The 17,671-nt window shown below is 60.6% G+C and carries 22 protein-coding genes; 9 read left to right on the forward strand and 13 right to left on the reverse strand.

What is annotated here, in order from left to right; translation table 11 throughout:
* Positions 1–289, reverse strand: a 289-nt coding sequence (locus tag AC1D06_RS11225) for a hypothetical protein (RefSeq protein ID WP_477986373.1), incomplete at its 3' end; no start/stop codon positions are given.
* A gap of 3 nt (positions 290–292) precedes the next feature.
* Entirely contained in the window at positions 293–526 is a 234-nt protein-coding gene (locus AC1D06_RS11230; protein WP_477986289.1) for a hypothetical protein, read from the reverse strand.
* 72 nt (positions 527–598) lie between these two features.
* Here AC1D06_RS11230 and AC1D06_RS11235 point away from each other — a divergent pair, with 72 nt between their 5' ends.
* On the forward strand, positions 599–904 hold the full coding sequence (locus AC1D06_RS11235) for a hypothetical protein (protein ID WP_477875685.1): 306 nt from the start codon (positions 599–601) through the stop codon (positions 902–904).
* Positions 905–1,074: 170 nt separating this feature from the next.
* Here AC1D06_RS11235 and AC1D06_RS11240 read toward each other — a convergent pair whose 3' ends face one another.
* From AC1D06_RS11240 to AC1D06_RS11255, 4 genes are all read right to left on the reverse strand, one after another.
* Complete coding sequence (locus tag AC1D06_RS11240; RefSeq protein ID WP_477986290.1) at positions 1,075–1,347, reverse strand: hypothetical protein; 273 nt, start codon at positions 1,345–1,347, stop codon at positions 1,075–1,077.
* A 72-nt stretch (positions 1,348–1,419) separates the two neighbouring features.
* Positions 1,420–1,704 (reverse strand): helix-turn-helix transcriptional regulator, encoded by a 285-nt coding sequence (locus tag AC1D06_RS11245; protein WP_477986291.1) that lies wholly within the window; start codon positions 1,702–1,704, stop codon positions 1,420–1,422.
* A 38-nt stretch (positions 1,705–1,742) separates the two neighbouring features.
* Positions 1,743–1,934: a CsbD family protein gene (locus tag AC1D06_RS11250; RefSeq protein WP_477875687.1), complete on the reverse strand. Its 192-nt coding sequence runs from the start codon at positions 1,932–1,934 to the stop codon at positions 1,743–1,745.
* Between the two features lie 105 nt (positions 1,935–2,039).
* The gene (locus tag AC1D06_RS11255) at positions 2,040–3,464 is read right to left on the reverse strand and encodes a mannose-1-phosphate guanylyltransferase/mannose-6-phosphate isomerase (protein WP_477986293.1); all 1,425 of its coding nucleotides are present in this window, start codon (positions 3,462–3,464) and stop codon (positions 2,040–2,042) included.
* 264 nt (positions 3,465–3,728) lie between these two features.
* Between AC1D06_RS11255 and lnt the strand changes: the two genes are divergently transcribed.
* From lnt to trmB, 4 genes are all read left to right on the forward strand, one after another.
* Positions 3,729–5,327 carry an apolipoprotein N-acyltransferase gene (gene lnt, locus AC1D06_RS11260; protein WP_477986294.1) on the forward strand — a complete coding sequence of 533 codons (1,599 nt, stop codon included), beginning with the start codon at positions 3,729–3,731 and terminating at the stop codon, positions 5,325–5,327.
* A gap of 146 nt (positions 5,328–5,473) precedes the next feature.
* Positions 5,474–5,896 (forward strand): helix-turn-helix domain-containing protein, encoded by a 423-nt coding sequence (locus AC1D06_RS11265; RefSeq protein WP_477875690.1) that lies wholly within the window; start codon positions 5,474–5,476, stop codon positions 5,894–5,896.
* Positions 5,897–6,402: 506 nt separating this feature from the next.
* On the forward strand, positions 6,403–7,668 hold the full coding sequence (metK, locus tag AC1D06_RS11270; protein WP_477875691.1) for a methionine adenosyltransferase: 1,266 nt from the start codon (positions 6,403–6,405) through the stop codon (positions 7,666–7,668).
* A complete protein-coding gene (trmB, locus tag AC1D06_RS11275) occupies positions 7,665–8,396 on the forward strand; it encodes a tRNA (guanosine(46)-N7)-methyltransferase TrmB (protein ID WP_477986295.1) in 732 nt (243 codons plus the stop codon). Before metK ends, trmB begins: the two co-directional genes overlap by 4 nt.
* A gap of 16 nt (positions 8,397–8,412) precedes the next feature.
* Here the strand turns inward: trmB and AC1D06_RS11280 are convergent, their stop codons facing one another.
* The 4 genes from AC1D06_RS11280 to AC1D06_RS11295 form a co-directional block, all read right to left on the reverse strand.
* Complete coding sequence (locus AC1D06_RS11280; RefSeq protein ID WP_477986297.1) at positions 8,413–9,222, reverse strand: alpha/beta fold hydrolase; 810 nt, start codon at positions 9,220–9,222, stop codon at positions 8,413–8,415.
* 106 nt (positions 9,223–9,328) lie between these two features.
* Positions 9,329–9,586: a hypothetical protein gene (locus tag AC1D06_RS11285; RefSeq protein WP_477875694.1), complete on the reverse strand. Its 258-nt coding sequence runs from the start codon at positions 9,584–9,586 to the stop codon at positions 9,329–9,331.
* A gap of 111 nt (positions 9,587–9,697) precedes the next feature.
* Entirely contained in the window at positions 9,698–9,955 is a 258-nt protein-coding gene (locus AC1D06_RS11290; protein WP_477875695.1) for a BQ00720 family protein, read from the reverse strand.
* Positions 9,956–10,007: 52 nt separating this feature from the next.
* Positions 10,008–10,439 carry an Hsp20 family protein gene (locus AC1D06_RS11295; protein ID WP_477875696.1) on the reverse strand — a complete coding sequence of 144 codons (432 nt, stop codon included), beginning with the start codon at positions 10,437–10,439 and terminating at the stop codon, positions 10,008–10,010.
* Positions 10,440–10,620: 181 nt separating this feature from the next.
* On the opposite strand from AC1D06_RS11295, the gene AC1D06_RS11300 reads away from it, so the two are divergent.
* A complete protein-coding gene (locus tag AC1D06_RS11300) occupies positions 10,621–11,565 on the forward strand; it encodes a nucleoside hydrolase (protein ID WP_477986298.1) in 945 nt (314 codons plus the stop codon).
* A gap of 103 nt (positions 11,566–11,668) precedes the next feature.
* On the opposite strand, the gene AC1D06_RS11305 is transcribed toward AC1D06_RS11300, so the two are convergent.
* The 3 genes from AC1D06_RS11305 to AC1D06_RS11315 all read right to left on the reverse strand — a co-directional run bounded on the left by AC1D06_RS11305 (position 11,669) and on the right by AC1D06_RS11315 (position 16,247).
* On the reverse strand, positions 11,669–13,900 hold the full coding sequence (locus AC1D06_RS11305; RefSeq protein ID WP_477986299.1) for a methyl-accepting chemotaxis protein: 2,232 nt from the start codon (positions 13,898–13,900) through the stop codon (positions 11,669–11,671).
* A 194-nt stretch (positions 13,901–14,094) separates the two neighbouring features.
* A complete protein-coding gene (locus AC1D06_RS11310; RefSeq protein ID WP_477986300.1) occupies positions 14,095–14,994 on the reverse strand; it encodes a ribokinase in 900 nt (299 codons plus the stop codon).
* A 44-nt stretch (positions 14,995–15,038) separates the two neighbouring features.
* Positions 15,039–16,247, reverse strand: coding sequence for a DNA recombination protein RmuC (locus tag AC1D06_RS11315; RefSeq protein ID WP_477875700.1), 1,209 nt, complete (start codon positions 16,245–16,247; stop codon positions 15,039–15,041).
* A gap of 134 nt (positions 16,248–16,381) precedes the next feature.
* Here AC1D06_RS11315 and def point away from each other — a divergent pair, with 134 nt between their 5' ends.
* From def to AC1D06_RS11330, 3 genes are all read left to right on the forward strand, one after another.
* Positions 16,382–16,894: a peptide deformylase gene (gene def, locus AC1D06_RS11320; protein WP_477875701.1), complete on the forward strand. Its 513-nt coding sequence runs from the start codon at positions 16,382–16,384 to the stop codon at positions 16,892–16,894.
* Between the two features lie 66 nt (positions 16,895–16,960).
* Positions 16,961–17,248 carry a FitA-like ribbon-helix-helix domain-containing protein gene (locus tag AC1D06_RS11325; RefSeq protein WP_477875702.1) on the forward strand — a complete coding sequence of 96 codons (288 nt, stop codon included), beginning with the start codon at positions 16,961–16,963 and terminating at the stop codon, positions 17,246–17,248.
* Positions 17,245–17,667 carry a PIN domain-containing protein gene (locus AC1D06_RS11330; RefSeq protein WP_477986301.1) on the forward strand — a complete coding sequence of 141 codons (423 nt, stop codon included), beginning with the start codon at positions 17,245–17,247 and terminating at the stop codon, positions 17,665–17,667. Before AC1D06_RS11325 ends, AC1D06_RS11330 begins: the two co-directional genes overlap by 4 nt.
* Positions 17,668–17,671: the final 4 nt, after the last annotated feature.

Below are 17,671 nucleotides of genomic sequence, written 5' to 3' on the forward strand. Positions count from 1 at the left end.
CCGACGTGCTGGCCCGCATCGCCGATCTCCCCGTCTCCCGCCTGCACGAATTGCTGCCTTGGCAATGGAAAAGCCTACGACAGGCCGAGAACCCGGCTTCTCGGTTCGCCGCCTGAGCGACAGCCTCACCATACATCAGCCCGAGCACCTGCGCGCGATCCAATTCCGCGGCCTTGCCCGTATGGATACGAAATTGCTGACGGATTATTGCCTGCAACGAGCCCAATAAGGCATCGGCAGAATGTTGAATGCGATCGATATGAAAATCATCATGGATGTGGATCGCCAACACCTATTCCGATTTTGCCTGGTGCAATTCGTCAGCTTCCGCATCCAGTTCGTTGAGATGTTCGAACATCACTTCGGCAAGTTCGAAGGTCAATCGGACGAGCATCTGTTCTTCGAAGACGACCGGCAGACCTGTCTCGACTTCGCAGACGGTCCAGGTTCCGTCTTCCTCGCCGCGGATGGCGTAGCGCGAAGGCTCGGGCTGCAGCATTCGGACATCGGTGAAGCTCTCCGACATGATGAAATAGGTCCCGACTTTTTGGCTTCTCGCGCGTTGTCCTCAGTGGCCGCAGGATCATAGGAGCGAACCGTGGAGAAAGAGAGCGTATTTCATCGGGTCAGAAAGTACCAGATCGTACCGGATCGGGATCTGGTGATCGAGATCGTGCCGGGCGAGCGCATGCCGATGGCATCGATTGCCGATCCGCAGACCAGGACCGCCAGCGAATTGATGCCCGTCCCGCAGGCCCTCAAGGTCGTCGCCGACGAAATGTCGCTGGAGCCCTACTATCTCGAAATCGTTGTTGTCGACGAAGACCGGCTCTGGAACGAGAAATGGGGCAGGCTGATCGCCCATCCCTCACGTCTGGATTCGAAATCGGCCTTGTCCTTGTAGAGGCCTAGCCCGTCCAGATCGCGCTCTCGCCGATCCGGACCGGTGCTACGCACTTGGTGTGCGGCGCTGAGACAAGGCAAAAATTGGGTGGAAAATGAGTCCGCCACTGTTGCGTTGGAGCTGGATTTCTCCCGGCGCATCCTCCGTGGAAGACGCGCCGGGAGCGCCGCTTACTCGTGAATGATAACGTCGGGCTGGTGTTCCCTGACGATCACGTCAGGCTGCTGCTTCTTGATGATCACCGTCTTCTTGTCGCTGTCATCGATGGCCGCACCGGTGGTCAGGCCAACGGCACCGCCGATGATGGCACCGACCGGGCCACCGACCACTGCGCCCGTTACTGCGCCCCCTGCCATGCCCGTGACTTTGGCGTCACCGGCATAGGCAAACGACGAAAGGGTGGTAAGCGCCAGAACGGCGCCGGCAAGAACCTTGGTCTTCATTTTTCGAACTCCTTTTGCATCTGTTCGATGTGCGGCTAACGCATGCGCCAACAACGAGGTTCCCTTAAAATTTCAATGAAGGGCGCGCATCTGCGGGAACAATTGCCAGGCATTCCAGCCGCAATTGCCGGGCTTCTCCGGGCCTTGAGATTTTCCGCCGCCAATCCAGAAGTGCTTGGAAAACCGCTTGAATTCGCCTCTCGGCGCCGCACTTCTCCGCGCCGGAGGAATATGCCTGCGCGCTGTGCGTTCGGTGATGCCGAGCAGGAGCGCGATTTCGTCGGAGGTCTTGCCGGGGCCCACTGAGATCGGCAACGAAGAAACAATAAAGGCGTCCGGTGGTGCGGACGCCTTCATTGTATGCTCGACGCGGCGACGCCGCATGGCGAACAGGATCAGGCCTTGTCGATCGCCTTTTTCAGGCCATCCTTGGCCTTGCCGGCAGCCGACTGGACCTTGCCCTTGAGCTCCTGGCCTGCGCCTTCGGCTTCCATCTTCGGGCTGTCGGTCGCGCGGCCAACGGCCTGTTTGCCTTTGCCGACGGCCTGGTTGGTTGCACCCTTCACACGATCTGCTGTCGCACCCATGAAAATCTCCCTGGTGTTGTGCCCGCGACCCTCGCGGGCGTGCGGTTAGTCAACGGGAGAGCAATGTAAAGGTTCCGTGACGGGCGGGCACCTCAGAGATTGGCGTCAAATCCGCCCGAATGTGTCCTCCAGGCGGACGATATCGTCCTCACCGAGATAGGAGCCGGTCTGCACTTCGACGAGTTCCAGCAGGATCTTGCCTGGATTGGAAAGACGGTGGATCGCGCCCTGCGGGATATAAATCGACTCGTTTTCCGTCAGCATCTGCTTGTCGTCGCCGATCTGCACCTGGGCGGTGCCGCGCACGACGATCCAATGTTCGGAACGGTGATAATGGCGCTGCAACGACAGCTGCTTGCCCGGCTTGACGAACAGCCGCTTCACCTGGAAGCGCTCGCCCATCAGCACCGAGGAGAAGCCGCCCCAGGGGCGGTAGCTCGTCCGATGCTCCTCGGTCAGCTTGGCGGTCTTGGGGCTCTTCATCAAATCCTTGACGACGCGGCCGACATCCTGTGCCTCCGTCAGGCGGCCGACATAGACCGCGTCCTCGGAGACGATGACCACCGCATCCTCGACGCCGTTGACCGCGACATGCGCGCCCTCGGAAAGGACGAAGGAGTTTTTCGAATTATAGAGGTTGACCGGCCCGCGAGTGACATTGCCGTCGGCATCGCATTCGCTTTCCTTCCAGACCGCATCCCAGGCGCCCAGGTCAGACCATTGGATCGGCGAGGGCACGACCGAAGCCAGCGTGGTTTTTTCGAAAATGGCATAATCGACCGATATATCCGGCGACTGGGAAAACTCCTTCTCGCCAAGGCGGGTGAAATCGAGGTCGGACTTGGCCACCGCGACGGCCGCCTCGGCGGCATCGAGAACTGCCGGGGCGAGCATGCGGCATTCGGACAGGAAGACTTCAGAATCGAACAGGAACATGCCGGAGTTCCAGTAGTAATTGCCCTGAGCGATCATTTCGCGGGCGCGCTCTTCGTTCGGCTTCTCGACGAAACGCTTGACATGGTGGGCGCCGCTCGGCTCGGCCTCGCCGGCCTCGACATAGCCGAAACCGGTCGCCGGCGCGGTCGGCGTGATGCCGAAGGTCGCGAGCCGCCCTGCCCTTGCCGCCGCGGCGGCGGTGTCGATCGCTTTTACATAAGCGGCATCGACACGAATATTGTGGTCGGAGGCGAGCACATGGACCAGGCGCGGCCCGTCCTTGGCGGCGATCAGCGATGCGGCGGCAATTGCCGCTGCGGTGTTGCGAGCAATCGGCTCCAGAACGACGGCCGCGAGTTCGATGCCCGCCTCCTGTGCCTGTTCGGCGACGAGGAAGCGATATTCCGAATTGGTGACCACGATCGGCTTGTCGTAGCGGCTGGGATCATCGAGCCGCTTCAGCGTCAGCTGGAACAGGCTGAGATCGCCGGTCAGTTCAAGGAACTGCTTGGGCCGGGCGCTGCGCGACATCGGCCAGAGCCGCGTACCCTTGCCGCCGGCGAGAATGACCGGGACGATGAGGCTGTTCGTCATTTGCTGTTCTCCAAAATACCTGACCTGACCGGCGGCCCAGGCGCGAAACCGGAGCCGCCACATGCAAATCCGCGTATCGCGATTGCCGGGTGCGATCAATGCCTATTCGATAGCCGGCAAGCTTCACGATACAATGCGTTGCTATCGTGACTGCAATCATGGTTAAGCCCGGCTCAAGGTGCTGCCGGAGATTTGGCGACAAACGGCCTGAATTCCTGCAAAACTCCGCCCCACCGGGTGATTCGCGATAGTGGGAAGGGCGGCATGGAGCGGCTTGCGGCGTATGTGACGCTGAGTTCGGGCTGGAAACGGCTCTTGATCGCCTTGCTCAGCGGCGCCTTCGCCGCCCTGATGCTGCCGCCGTTCGGCATTTTTGTCGTGGGCTTCATCTCCCTTTCGATCCTCGTATGGCTGCTCGATGGCGCTTCGGGCGATCCGGACCGCATGGTTGTCGCCCGCATGCTGCCCGCTTTCGTCACCGGCTGGGCTTTCGGGCTGGGCTATTTCGTCGCAGGACTATGGTGGACCGGCAGTTCACTCCTCGTCGAAGCCGACGAATTCGCCTGGGCGCTGCCGCTGGCTGTGCTTGGCCTGCCGGCCGTTCTGGCAATCTATTACGGCCTGGCGACTGCCCTTGCCCGCCTGTTCTGGGTCGATGGTTATGGCCGCATCCTGGCACTGGCCGCGGCGTTCGGGCTGGTCGAATGGCTGCGCGGCATGCTGCTGACCGGCTTTCCCTGGAATGTGATCGGCCAGGGCATGATGCCCTTTCCGCTGATGATGCAGTCGCTGGCCGTGGTCGGCAGCCATTCGATGAACATGTTAGCGGTGCTGGTTTTCGCCACGCCCGCATTGATCGCGACCGGCCGCGGCGCCGGCATCGGGATGACGATCGCGGTTCTCCTGTTCGGCGCCCATCTCGGTTACGGCTTTTATGCGCTCAATATCGCCGAGCCGGCCAAGGCGCCCGAACATCCCCATATCGTCCGCCTTGTCCAGCCGGTGATCGACCAGTCGGCCAAGCTCGACGACAGCCAGCGTATCGCCATTTTCGAGGAGCATCTTACGCTGACCAAGGCTGCGGCCGCCAAGGACAGCCGTCGTCCCGACTATATCGTCTGGCCGGAAACCTCGATCCCCTTCATCCTGACGCAGAACCCCGATGCGTTGGTCAGGATCGCCGATGTGCTCGAGGACGGTCAGATCATGATCGCCGGCGCCGTCCGCATGGAAAATGACGGAGCAACTCAGGCGCCGCGCTATTACAATTCCGTCTATGTCATCGATTCCCAGGGACAGATCATCGGCGCCGCCGACAAGGTGCATCTCGTGCCGTTTGGCGAATATCTGCCGCTGGAAAATTTCTGGAACAGGATCGGCCTGAAATCGATCGCGGCCCAGATCCCGGGTGGCTACAGCGCCGCGGCGCAGCATCAGCTTCTGGTCATGCCCGACGGCACCAAACTTCTGCCGCTCGTCTGCTATGAGGTCATCTTCCCGGATGAAACGGCTGAAATTGCGGAAAAAGCCGACGCCATCGTCAATATCACCAATGACGGTTGGTTCGGCTACACGCCGGGGCCATGGCAGCACTTCTTTCAGGCGCGGCTGCGCGCCGTCGAGACGGGCCTGCCGGTGATTCGCAACTCGAATAGCGGCATTTCCGCCGTTATCGATGCCCGCGGCCAAATCATTTTAGGGCTGAACTTTCAGGCGAAAGGTTACATCGATGTGCCTTTGCCGGGCAAAATTGTTCCGATTTCGGACAGCGCAAGCAGGACACTGTACTTCGGGTTGTTGGAAGCTTTGGCGCTATTGATTGCATTTTTTGCGCGCATGAGTTTTATATTTAATACGAATTGACCAAAAACCCCTAAAAATGCATAGTGATTTTGCGAACCGTCCGCGCGGGAGTGAAACAGCGCTGTATGGCGTCATGCAACGCTGCGTTTGCGATCTTCAACGATCCGAACACAGGCTCGCGCGGTCCCTATCAACAGGAAACGAAAATGATCGAAAACAAGAAAAAACCGAACCCCATCGACATCCACGTGGGCAGTCGGATCCGCCTTCGCCGTACTATGCTTGGAATGAGCCAGGAAAAGCTTGGGGAAGCCCTTGGCATCACATTCCAGCAGATTCAGAAGTACGAGAAGGGTACGAACCGCGTTGGTGCGAGCCGCCTGCAGGCGATCTCTACTATTCTCAACGTGCCTGTTTCCTTCTTCTTCGAGGACGCGCCCGACGGCAACCCTGCCAACACGCCTGCTGGCATGGCCGAAGCCTCCTCTTCCAACTATGTCGTGGATTTCCTGTCGTCTTCCGAAGGCTTGCAGCTCAATCGCGCCTTCGTCAAGATCAACGACCAGAAGGTCCGCCGTAAGATCGTCGATCTCGTCAAAGCGCTCGCCGCCGACGCCGAGGCCGAATAACCCGCCTCATCGCAGCGATTGCGAGCCCTATGGCAACGGGCTCGCAACCGGGCAGCTGACGCCGCCTATTTCTTTACGAGATCCGGCAATTCCTTCAGGAAATCGCTTCCGAGCAACAGGCTCGGGAGACTGTTGGATTCTTTGTGCCGATGCGCAGCCGCGCGTAGACAATTTCCCAATTGCCCTTTTTACCCCCAGCCGACAAACCAGGCGAGCGGTCGCGTGCGATCGATATTGCCCTGGCATCCCGAGGGCAGCTGGCGCCATCGTGCAGCCATTTCCCGCAAATATCTCCAACGGCAGCTGTCAGCTCACGCGGCTCAAGCTCCGCGTACCGACACCGGCGATGAAGGCGCTTGCCAATTGGATGTCTGAAGTGGCCAAAAAGCCGCATTTTTTGCAGGAAATCGGCGCATATAAGGATATATTTATGTCTTTCTGCGCTTGTCTTTTGACGACGAACTCACTAGACATGCGTCGGTCTTTTCATTGAGGGGAATTCCCGAATGCGTTCCAGCTATCTTTTCACCAGCGAATCGGTTTCGGAAGGTCATCCGGACAAGGTTTGCGACCGTATCTCCGATGAAATCGTCGATCTGGTCTACCGCGAAGCGGCGAAGACGGGTGTCGATCCCTGGACGGTCCGCATCGCCTGCGAGACGCTTGCCACCACCAATCGTGTCGTTATTGCCGGTGAAGTGCGCGTCCCCGACACGCTACTCAAGAAGGACAAGGGCGGCGCGGTCATGCATGACGCGGCCGGCCATCCGCTGATCAACCCCTCGAAGTTCAAATCCGCGGCGCGTAAGGCCATTCGCGACATCGGCTACGAACAGTCCGGCTTCCATTGGAAGACCGCCAAGATCGACGTGCTCCTGCATCCGCAGTCCGCCGACATCGCCCAGGGCGTCGACAACGCCTCCGACCAGCAGGGCGAAGAAGGCGCGGGCGACCAGGGCATCATGTTCGGTTATGCCTGCAACGAGACGCCCGACCTGATGCCGGCGCCGATCTACTATGCGCATCGCATCCTGCAACTGCTCTCCGAAGCCCGCCGCAAGGGCGAAGGCGATGCCGGCAAGCTCGGCCCCGACGCCAAGAGCCAGGTCACCGTCCGCTATGCCGACGGCAAGCCGGCCGAGGTCACCTCGATCGTGCTGTCGACCCAGCATCTCGATGCGAACTGGGATTCGCAGAAGGTCCGCTCGGTCGTCGAGCCCTATATCCGCCAGGCCCTCGGCGACCTGCCGATCGCCAAGGACGCCAACTGGTACATCAACCCGACCGGCAAGTTCGTCATCGGTGGTCCGGACGGCGACGCCGGCCTGACCGGCCGCAAGATCATCGTCGACACGTATGGCGGTGCTGCCCCGCATGGCGGCGGTGCGTTCTCCGGCAAGGACACGACCAAGGTCGACCGTTCGGCAGCCTATGTCGCCCGCTACCTTGCCAAGAACGTCGTGGCGGCCGGCCTTGCCGAGAAGTGCACGATCCAGCTTTCCTACGCCATCGGCGTCGCCCAGCCGCTGTCGATCTATGTCGATCTGCACGGCACCGGCAAGAAGGTCACCGAGGACCAGGTCGAGGCGGCGATCCGCAAGGTGATCGACCTGTCGCCGTCGGGCATCCGCCGGCACCTCAACCTCAACAAGCCGATCTATGCCAAGACGTCGTCCTACGGCCATTTCGGCCGCAAGGCCGGCCGCGACGGCTCGTTCTCCTGGGAAAAGGTCGACCTCGTCAAGTCGCTCAAGGAAGCGCTGGCGGCGTGAGCCAGGACGACGAACATTCTGAAGACAATCTCGGTGGAGTGCGGAAATCGCGCTCCACCGAAGCGTTTTTCGGTCGCCGCAAAGGCAAGGCGCTGCGCGAACATCAGTCGAAGCTGATGGGCGAGGGGCTTGCCGGGCTGAGGCTCGATCTCAGGAACCCGGCGCCATCCGATCTCGCCTCGCTCTACCCGGTGCCTGTCGACACGATCCGGTTGGAAATCGGCTTTGGCGGCGGCGAACATCTGGTGCACCGCGCGACCGGATCGCCCTCGACCGGCTTTATCGGCGTCGAGCCCTTCGTCAATTCCATGGCAAAGCTGCTGGGGAAGGTCGAAGCGCTCGACCTGAAAAATATCCGCGTCCATGATGATGATGCGACAGTGGTGCTAGACTGGCTGCCGGAGGCATCGGTGGACCAGATCGACCTGCTCTATCCCGATCCCTGGCCGAAGAAGCGGCACTGGAAGCGACGGTTCGTCTCGAATGTCAACCTCAAGCGCTTCCATCGGGTGCTGAAGTCTGGTGGCCTGTTCTGCTTCGCTTCCGACATCGACACCTATGTCAACTGGACGCTGCAGCATGTCGATCGTCATGGCGGATTTGAATGGGTGGCGAAGAACGCCAGCGATTGGCTGGCGCCCTATCCGGATTGGCCGAGCACGCGCTATGAGGCAAAGGCCCGGCGCGAGGGGCGTTCCTCCGCCTACCTGACGTTCAGGAAGCGGTGAATCTCGGTCTGCCACATCAGCCGGGGAATATCGTTTCCAGGAAGTCCAGAATTGCCTTGGTAAATTCGTCTGGCCTCTGCACCGGCGCGAAATGGCTGACGTCCTTCAGGAGCTTGAACTTCGCGCCGGCAATGGCCCCCGCAAGATATTCGGCATGCTCGTGCCGGATAAATTCGTCCCGCTCGGCCTGCACGACCGTCACCGGCACACGGATTTCCGCCAGATCAGCTGCCGAATAGTTCGGCTGGGTGCTCTGCATCGCGCCGACGGCCTGCATCATCGCATCGAAACCGTCCGGCGTGGGCGACAAAGCCGCATAGTCCTGTTTGTGACGGGAGAGACAGCGACCGATCAGCGGGGTCATTTCGAACGGCAGCGTGCCTGAATTGTCCATGTTGCAGGCGAAATAGAAGACGCCAGCAATGCGACCCGGATGCCTGTGGGCAAGGACGAGACCGGTGCAGGCCCCGTCGCTCCAGCCAACAATCGCGGCCGATCGCACCTGCAAGGCGTCCATCACTGCCAAGACATCGTCGCCCATCAAAACGTAGGAATAGGGCCGGTTGTCACGCGTGCTTCTGCCGTGGCCGCGGCTGTCGATCAGGATGGTGTTGTAACCGGCCTCGATCAGAGACGTGACTTGGTAGCCCCAGTTGCCGGCATTACCATTACCCCCGTGCAGCAGGATGACGGCCGGGCCGGTGCCGAAGGATATATACCAGATCCGCGCGCCTTCACGCTCGACATAGCCGTGCAGCCCGCCATGTGGCAGCGGCGTCGGGCCGGATTTTTCAAAGATTTCAAGATCGTCGTCGCGAAATGCCATGGAAGCCGATCCCCCGATGTTATCGCGCCTTGGTCATCTGAGGCCGGAGCGCAACGGCAGCATATGCCTTCCCTATCTGATTTTCGGGGAGGCAGCGACACTACCGTCAATGGCTTTGCAAGATCGCTGCTGTTTCCAGGCAATCAAAACAGGCAAACACATAGATCATGCCGCAGTCCGCCAGCATGACGTCATCGCTGACCGAATCAAGTTGCGCATAGAAAGTCATTTTGCTGCGGCAAAGCGGGCAGACAGGTGTCTCATCGCCCTGGATGAAGTCAGGCTCTCCGCCGAGCTTGCTTCTTTCGCCGATATCACCACCCGCCCATTCGAATCCGGGCAGGCTGGCGGCCTCTTCGTTCAACGGCACGAACTGCAGCTTGAATGGCGGTATTCTGCGCATCTGCTGCAGCCTTTTCGGAACGGCCGAGACTTCCGTGCGTTCCGCCCGAACAGAAGCCAGATGGCAATGCGCTTAATGCAGCGCTACCGTCGTCAGATCGTCCTCGGCGGCCTTGAAATAGGTCGACGAGCGGTTGTCGGTCAGCAGAATCGGGGTGCCATCGGCGCCGAACAGGGCCCAGAGGTCAATACCCGGATTGAGCGCCGGCGCTTCAGGGAACACGCGCGAAACGTCCTCGGAACGCATCTTGCGGATATAGCCGAGCTTGCCGGCTCCCAGATGCTCGAATTCGTTGCGGGTCAAACGGTCGAGACTAGCTCTCGCGGTCATGTCATGCCTCCTACTTCATTTCGGTAGACGCACGGGGAATCTCCCCGCTTCGTTACTCTGAAACGGAAATGTTAATTTTTCTCACCATCTTCTCTGGCTCGGGCCGAATGAGATCGACAGACAGCAATCCGTTCTTGAGGATTGCGCCGGTCACCTTCATCCCGTCGGCCAGCACGAAGCAGCGTTGGAATTGGCGTGAGGCAATGCCGCGGTGAAGATATTCCCTTTCGCCCTGGTCGGACTGGCGGCCGCGGATGAGGAGCTGGTTTTCTTCCGTGGTGACATCGAGGTCTTCATCGGCAAAACCGGCAACCGCAAGCGTGATCCTGAGCCGCTCGGGTTCTCCGAGCTCAGGTTCGGCCTTCAGCCTTTCGATATTGTAGGGCGGATAACCATCGTTGCTCTTGGCAAGACGCTCCAGCGTCTTTTCCATCGCATCGAAGCCCAGCAGAAGCGGGCTGGCAAAGGGCGTAACTCGGGTCATCTCAATCCATGTCCTTGGCTGCAAGCGACAATCACCGAGCCTTCATAAGGAAGCACTCCGGTTCCCCGTATATGGTGCGAATGCGAAAGACTTGCAAGACGCTTGCGCATGCCGCAGCGCCAGACCATAGTCGCCAGCAATTTACCGGCAAGGCATTAGAATCAGACGAGGTTTTCAAAACATGGCTGTGCTGCGCAAGATCATTATCGACACAGACCCCGGCCAGGATGACGCTGCCGCTATCATGCTGGCGCTCGGCTCGCCGGAAGAACTCGATGTGCTGGGGATCACGACGCTGGCCGGCAATGTCTCGGTGCAGCGCACATCGACCAATGCCCGCATCGTCTGCGAGTTCGCCGGGCGGCCGGATGTCAAAGTGTTTGCCGGGACCGACCGGCCACTCAAGCGCAATCCGGTCTCGGCCGAGCACGTCCATGGCCAGACCGGCCTCGATGGCCCGGAACTGTTCGAGCCGACCATGCCGCTGCAGGCCCAGAACGGGGTGGATTTCATCATCGAAACGCTGCGTCGCGAGCCCGCGGGAACGGTGACGCTCTGCACCCTCGGCCCGCTTACCAATGTCGCGACTGCACTGGTGCGCGCGCCCGACATTGCCGGCCGGATCCAGCAAATCGTGATGATGGGCGGGGCCTATTTCGAGGTCGGCAACATCACGCCCGCGGCTGAATTCAACATCTATGTCGACCCGGAGGCCGCCGAGATCGTCTTCAAGTGCGGCGCGCCTTTGGTGATGATCCCGCTCGACCTGACGCACAAGGTGCTGACGCTGAAATCGCGCATCGAGAAGATCCGCGCCATCGGCAGCCGTGCAGCGGTGGCGCTGGCGCAGATGCTCGATTTCTTCGAGCGCTTCGACATCGAGAAATACGGCTCCGATGGCGGGCCGCTGCACGACCCGACAGTCATCGCCTACCTGCTGAAGCCGGACCTGTTCGCCGGACGCGACTGCAATGTCGAGATCGAGGTGAATTCCGAACTGACGCTCGGCATGACCGTGGTCGACTGGTGGCGCGTCACCGACCGGCCGAAGAATGCGCTCGTGCTGAAGGATATTGATGCGCAGGGGTTCTTCGACCTGCTGACGGAGCGTGTGTCACGGCTGTGATGCAGCCGGACGAGCAGAGCCAGGAGGGCCTCAGGATCGCTTGACGCAATAGTTAAAAAAGCTTGAGGGCGCCGCCCCCGGGGAGCGGGCGGCGCAACTCGGATCAGGCCCGCATACGGCCAGCCATGGCCCGCAGGTGATGCGTGCCAACCGGCTCGGAGGTCCGGAACCGGCCAACGAGCGTGCGCAGGTTCGTCGCCTCGTCGCTGAGCGACATCGAAGCCGCGGTGGTCTCCTCGACCATGGCTGCATTCTGCTGGGTGACCTGGTCCATGTGATGCATAGCCGAGTTCATCTCGCGCAGGCCAGTGGCCTGTTCGTTGGCCGAGACCGAGATCATCCGGATCAGCCCATTGATCTGCATGACCTGCGAGGCGATCGCCTGCAGCGTCTCGCCGGTCTGGGCGACGAGGCTGACACCGTCGTTGACCTGCGCTTCGGACGTGCTGATCAGCGCCTTGATCTCCTTGGCGGCGGTGGCAGAACGCTGGGCGAGTTCACGCACTTCCTGGGCAACGACCGCAAAACCCTTGCCGGCCTCGCCGGCGCGGGCGGCTTCGACACCGGCGTTGAGCGCCAGCAGATTGGTCTGGAAGGCGATTTCGTCGATCACGCTGATAATGTTGGTGATCTGGCCCGATGATTTTTCGATGCCCTGCATCGCCTGGATGGCGCGCTGGACGATATTGCCGGATTTCTCCGCGTCATCGCTGGCGCTCTGCACGGCATTGGCTGCCGTCTTGGCATTCTCGGCGCTCGAATGCACCTGCTCGGTGAGCTCGTTGAGCGCAGCCGCCGTCTCTTCGAGCTGGGCCGCCTGCTGTTCCGTGCGCTTGGAGAGATCATTGGCGCTGGCACTGATTTCGCCGGTGCCGTTGCCGATGGCGACGACGGCGGAGTTGACCATGCGGACGGTCTCTTCGAGGCTTTCGAGCGCGCTGTTGAAATTGCACTTCAGGCTGCGATATTCGCCCGGGAAATCCGCGTCGATGCGGAAGGCGAGATCGCCGCTCGACAGTTTTTCCAGCGCGCGGCCAACTTCGGCGACGATGAACTGCTGGGTGCGGACGCCTTCGGCGCGTTCGCTTTCGTTCTGCTGACGCTCGGACTCGCTCGCCTGGCGGGCACGGCCGGCCTCTTGCTCGATGCGCACGGAGTCGGCGAGCTTGTGGCGGAAACCTTCCAGCGCGCGCGCCACGGCGCCGGTTTCGTCCCGGTTGGCCTGGCCGGAGACGACGGCGTCATAGTCGCCCGAGCTCAGCTTGCCGACATCGGCAATCAGCGCTTCGATCGGCTTCTGCACGAACTTGCGGGCCGCCAACCACAGGCCGCCGAGCACCGCGACGAGCAGAACCAGACCGGCGACGACCATCATCATCGTCTGGTCCTGCACCGGACCGGCCAGCGCCGCCTCGGGAACATCGATCAACAGGACCCAGCTGACATTGAGATCGGGTAGCTTGAACGGGTAGACGAGGCGGCTGAAGGCTTCGCCATTGGCGTTCTTGAGGTCGGGAATGGAAAGCGCCTGGCCGCTGTCGAGCGTTTCCTTGATCTTGCCGGGCTCGGCGCCATCATAGGCCTTCATCATCTGGGCAGCGGTCGGGCCGACCAGCCATTTGCCGTCCTGCGACAACAACATCACTTTGCCGGTGCCGAACGGGGTCAGCGTCGAAAGGCTCTTGGCAAGCATGGTCAGCGACACGTCCACGCCGGTGACACCGACGAGCTTGCCCTTCTCGATCACCGGATAGCTGATCGAGCTCATTGCCACCTTGCCGTCGCGCACATTGGCCTCATAAGGCTTGGTGATCGAGCCCTTCAGCGCATTCGCGGATGTCGCATACCATTCGGCGCCGTAATCCTCATCGAAGGTGCTGAAGGTCGCCTCATCGTTCTCGCCCTTCGTCCAGTAGGGATCGAAGATGCCCTTCTTGTTGCCGCCGAGCTCCAACTTGTTTTTCGCCGTGTCCTGCAACGTATCGAAAGCCTTCGGCGCTTCGGCGAACCAGGAGCCGAAAGCCGACGGCTGCTGTTCGAGATTGGTCTTGAGGACGGCGATGACCGCCTTGCGGTCGAGATTGCCCATTTCGTGGCCGTGGGAAATGACGCCCGCCATCGTGCGGGCCGCGCTGGCAAGCGCGCCGACATCCGCCGCCACCGAGGAGGCAATCGATTTGGCTTCGGTTTCCGCCTGGGCCGAGATCAGAGACTGCACGCGGTCGCGCGTCTGCGAGATCTGGAAAAAGCTGGAGCCGAGCAGAAGAATGGCGACCGTGCTGCCGGTGACAAGCAGCAGTTTCGTGGCCAGGGATTTCGGAGCAAGCATGCGCATAAAAGCCTCAGAGAGAGTGAGTGGCGACAATCACCGGCCGCCGACATGTCTCGCGGCCGATGCCGGGATCCGGCATTGCCCTCTGATTATCTGCAAAACGTTAAATTAGCGGAAAACCGTATACGAACAATTAGCCCTGATTCGGCCGTTTTGACGCAGTTCTCCAGCGACTTGCCGCAATGCAGCAAGCGGCCCTACAGACGCCCCTCGACTTCGTGCGCTACCGGGATCGACGGCTGCGCACCGGCCTTCGTGCAGGCAAGCGAGCCGGCGACAGCCGCGCGCCGCAGCGCGGTCTCGAATTTCAGGCCGCGATCGAGCCCGGCGGCGAAATAGCCGCAGAACGTATCCCCTGCCCCGACCGTGTCGACCGGCTCGATCTCCAGCCCCCTGGCCCGAACGATCTTGCCCTCGCGCGCCGCCACGACACCGTCCGCACCGAGCGTGACGATGATGGTCTGGCGATGGTCCTTGTTGATCCTCAGCATCTCGGCTTCCCGTGCCTCGTCGCTGAGCCCGCTACGGCCGGCAAACAGCTCAAACTCGGTCTCGTTGGCGATGACGATGGTGGCGAGTTGCGCCAGACGCCGGGCATCCGGCGTGATCGGGGCGATGTTGACGACCGTGGTCACGCCCTTTTCCCGTGCCGCCAACAGGCCTGCCTCGATGGCTGCCGGCGGAATCTCCATCTGCAGCATCAGGATGTCGTTGCGGTTCATCGCTGCCACCGCCGCCTTCGCATCCTCGGTGGTGACCGTGCCGTTGGCGCCGGGAACGATAGCGATGACGTTCTCGCCATCGCCGCCGACGAAGATCAGCGCCACGCCGGTGGCCGTGGAGGCGGATTTGACCCGGTCGAGGCTGACGCCGTCATAGCGGAGATAGGTCAGCGCCGGCACGGCAAACTCGTCCTCGCCGCATGCGCCGGCCATCGCGACTTCAGCGCCGGCACGGCGCGCTGCGAGCGCCTGGTTGGCACCCTTGCCGCCGGGTGCTGTGACGAAATTGCTGCCGGCAACCGTTTCGCCCGGCTTGGGCAACCGCGACACGGTGGCGATGAGGTCCATATTGATGGAGCCGAGAACGGTGATCATGGCAAGGTCCTGAAATTTCTCCCATGCGCATCTCGCAGGGAATCTCAGTCTTCGTCAACCACCCTCAGCTTCAACTGCCCGGTCCGGCTCTCGACGGAACGGCCGGCGGTGGCCTGAGCCCCGATCGGTTCACTCGCCTCGAACTCCATGGCTTCGATCTTCTCGCCGCGTTTCACCAGCTTGTCGGACGAAGTGACGATCTGCTCGACATCCTTCTGCGCGGCGAGGAAATGCGATTGCAGCTTGCGCACGCGGTCGTCGAGCCTGCCAAGGTCCTCCATCAGCCGGATCACCTCGCCCTGGATCAAATGTGCCTGCTCGCGCATGCGCTGATCCTTAAGGACCGACTGGATCACCTGGATGGAGAGCATCAACAGCGAGGGCGAGACGATCACCACCCGCGCCTTATGCGCCCTCTGCACGATCACCTCGAAATTCTCGTGGATTTCGGCGAAGATCGATTCCGACGGCACGAACATGAAGGCGGTGTCCTGCGTCTCGCCGCGGATCAGATATTTTTCGGAAATGTCCCGGATGTGGACGTCCATGTCGCGGCGGAACTGCTGGCCGGCCGCCTTGATCGCTTCAGGCCCACCGTCGCGGATCGCATTCCAGGCTTCGAGCGGGAATTTGGCGTCGATGACCAGCGACGGCTGGCCATTGGGCATTTTGACGAGACAATCGGGGCGCACACCGTTGGAAAGCGTCGCCTGGAATTCGTAGGCGCCCATCGGCAGGCCGTCGGCGACGATGGTCTCCATACGCGACTGGCCAAAGGCGCCGCGTGTCTGCTTGTTGGACAGGATCGCCTGCAGGCCGACGACATCCTTGGCCAAGGCCTGGATATTGTTCTGCGCCGTGTCGATGACCGCCAGTCGCTCCTGCAGATGACGCAAATTTTCATGCGTCGACCGTGTCTGTTCGGTCATGGTCTGACCGAGGCGATGCGTCATGCCGTCGATGCGCTGGTTGATCGCCTGGTTGAATTCATTCTGGCGCCTGCCAAAAACATCGGTCATCGCCGCAATGCGGCCCTGCATCTCGCTCTGCGCCCGAAGGATTTCAGCCAGGCGCGCTTCGGCTTCGACTGCGCGGAACCGTACTTCCTCGCCCTCCAGTTCTGCCCTGCGGCTGGCTGAGCGCCATGCGAAAAACAGAGCCAGCAGAACGAGCAGGATGACAAGCGCGCCGCCGGACAGCATCATGCCCAGCGTCACAGGGATGTTGGCGATCGTCATGAGAGGCGTGTTCATCAGAGCACTTTGCGTTGTCATGGGCAAACCATAGCAGATTCGCACGCAGACAACAGATCAAAACGAGAACATAGCCCTGTGTAGCCGGTTACAGATATATTGCAAGAGTTTTCGGCCTGTAATAAGGAGGGGATATGACCATCAGACCATTGATCATTCTTCCCGACCCTGTCCTGCGCCAGGTCTCGACCAAGATCGAGCAGGTGAACGACGATATTCGTAGCCTCGCCGACGACATGCTGGCGACCATGTATGACGCGCCCGGCATCGGGCTGGCCGCCATTCAGGTTGGCGTGCCGAAGCGCATGCTGGTCATCGATCTTTCCAAGGAAGGCGAGGACAAGAAGCCGCAGATTTTCATCAATCCGGAGATTTTGGCGGTTTCGGACGACCGCTCGATCTATGAGGAAGGCTGCCTGTCCATTCCGGATTACTACGCCGAAGTGGAACGGCCGGCGAGAATCAGCGTCAAGCATATCGACCTCCAGGGCAAAGAGCAGATGGTCGACGCCGAGGGCGTGCTCGCCACCTGCCTGCAACACGAGATCGACCATCTGAACGGCGTCCTATTCATCGACCATATTTCCCGGCTGAAGCGCGAAATGGTGATCCGCAAATTCACCAAGGCCGCCAAGATGCGGGCGTGAGCCCGGGTTCATTGATTCCGGAGCGGCAACACACTATGATATCAGTGATATCATAGGAGGCGCACCTTGAGTGATCTTCTGATCCGGAATGTTTCTGAAGGCTTGAAAAAAGATCTTCAAGCACTTGCGAAGGCCAGCGGGCGGAGTCTTTCCGAGGAGACAAAACATATTCTTAGGAAAGGCCTGGCCGTGGAGAAAGAGAACAGATCCCCGATCGATGACGACCCCTATATGCAATTCCGGCGAACTTTTGCCGATGCCTTGCTCGGCGATGACGAACATCAGGAGATGATGGATGCGATCGATGCCTGGAGGGAAGAATCCAGGTCACCGGGACCCGAAGACTTCGAATGATCGTCCTTGACACCAATGTCGCTTCCGAGTTGATCAAGGCGGCTATAGACCCTGCGGTCCTTGGCTGGCTGAGACGTGGCGATCAGTCAGAGCATTTTCTAACGGCGACCAGCGTGATGGAAATGTGGTTCGGCGCCGAGCGGATTTTCCTGCGTAATAGGTCGTCGCGCTTGCTGGATGCAACCGAGTCTCTAATCAGCAAACGTTTTGTGGCCAGGATTTTGCCGCTTGGTCCGGAAGCAGCAGCTCTAGCCGGTCGAATACGGGCAGGTCGAGAAAATGTCGGGCGCGGAATATCCGTTCAGGACGCCCAGATCGCCGCTATCTGCCTCTTCCACGGCGCGACGCTCGCCACGCGCAATGTGAGGGATTTCGAGGGGCTTGATCTTCGCCTCGTAAATCCGTTTGAAGAGCTGTGAAATT

The organism is Rhizobium sp. P2_G2 (genome assembly GCF_056403555.1).

Bases quoted from the DNA above. Each gene is read 5' to 3' on its own strand.
- AC1D06_RS11240 (WP_477986290.1), bottom strand. From the start codon at position 1,347: ATGAAGACCAAGGTTCTTGCCGGCGCCGTTCTGGCGCTTACCACCCTT.
- AC1D06_RS11255 (WP_477986293.1), bottom strand. From the start codon at position 3,464: ATGACGAACAGCCTCATCGTCCCGGTCATTCTCGCCGGCGGCAAGGGT.
- AC1D06_RS11230 (WP_477986289.1), bottom strand. From the start codon at position 526: ATGTCGGAGAGCTTCACCGATGTCCGAATGCTGCAGCCCGAGCCTTCG.
- AC1D06_RS11280 (WP_477986297.1), bottom strand. From the start codon at position 9,222: ATGGCATTTCGCGACGACGATCTTGAAATCTTTGAAAAATCCGGCCCG.
- AC1D06_RS11250 (WP_477875687.1), bottom strand. From the start codon at position 1,934: ATGGGTGCGACAGCAGATCGTGTGAAGGGTGCAACCAACCAGGCCGTC.
- lnt (WP_477986294.1), top strand. From the start codon at position 3,729: ATGGAGCGGCTTGCGGCGTATGTGACGCTGAGTTCGGGCTGGAAACGG.
- AC1D06_RS11265 (WP_477875690.1), top strand. From the start codon at position 5,474: ATGATCGAAAACAAGAAAAAACCGAACCCCATCGACATCCACGTGGGC.
- metK (WP_477875691.1), top strand. From the start codon at position 6,403: ATGCGTTCCAGCTATCTTTTCACCAGCGAATCGGTTTCGGAAGGTCAT.
- AC1D06_RS11300 (WP_477986298.1), top strand. From the start codon at position 10,621: ATGGCTGTGCTGCGCAAGATCATTATCGACACAGACCCCGGCCAGGAT.
- AC1D06_RS11245 (WP_477986291.1), bottom strand. From the start codon at position 1,704: ATGAAGGCGTCCGCACCACCGGACGCCTTTATTGTTTCTTCGTTGCCG.
- def (WP_477875701.1), top strand. From the start codon at position 16,382: ATGACCATCAGACCATTGATCATTCTTCCCGACCCTGTCCTGCGCCAG.
- AC1D06_RS11305 (WP_477986299.1), bottom strand. From the start codon at position 13,900: ATGCGCATGCTTGCTCCGAAATCCCTGGCCACGAAACTGCTGCTTGTC.
- AC1D06_RS11290 (WP_477875695.1), bottom strand. From the start codon at position 9,955: ATGACCGCGAGAGCTAGTCTCGACCGTTTGACCCGCAACGAATTCGAG.
- AC1D06_RS11310 (WP_477986300.1), bottom strand. From the start codon at position 14,994: ATGATCACCGTTCTCGGCTCCATCAATATGGACCTCATCGCCACCGTG.
- AC1D06_RS11295 (WP_477875696.1), bottom strand. From the start codon at position 10,439: ATGACCCGAGTTACGCCCTTTGCCAGCCCGCTTCTGCTGGGCTTCGAT.
- AC1D06_RS11315 (WP_477875700.1), bottom strand. From the start codon at position 16,247: ATGAACACGCCTCTCATGACGATCGCCAACATCCCTGTGACGCTGGGC.
- AC1D06_RS11330 (WP_477986301.1), top strand. From the start codon at position 17,245: ATGATCGTCCTTGACACCAATGTCGCTTCCGAGTTGATCAAGGCGGCT.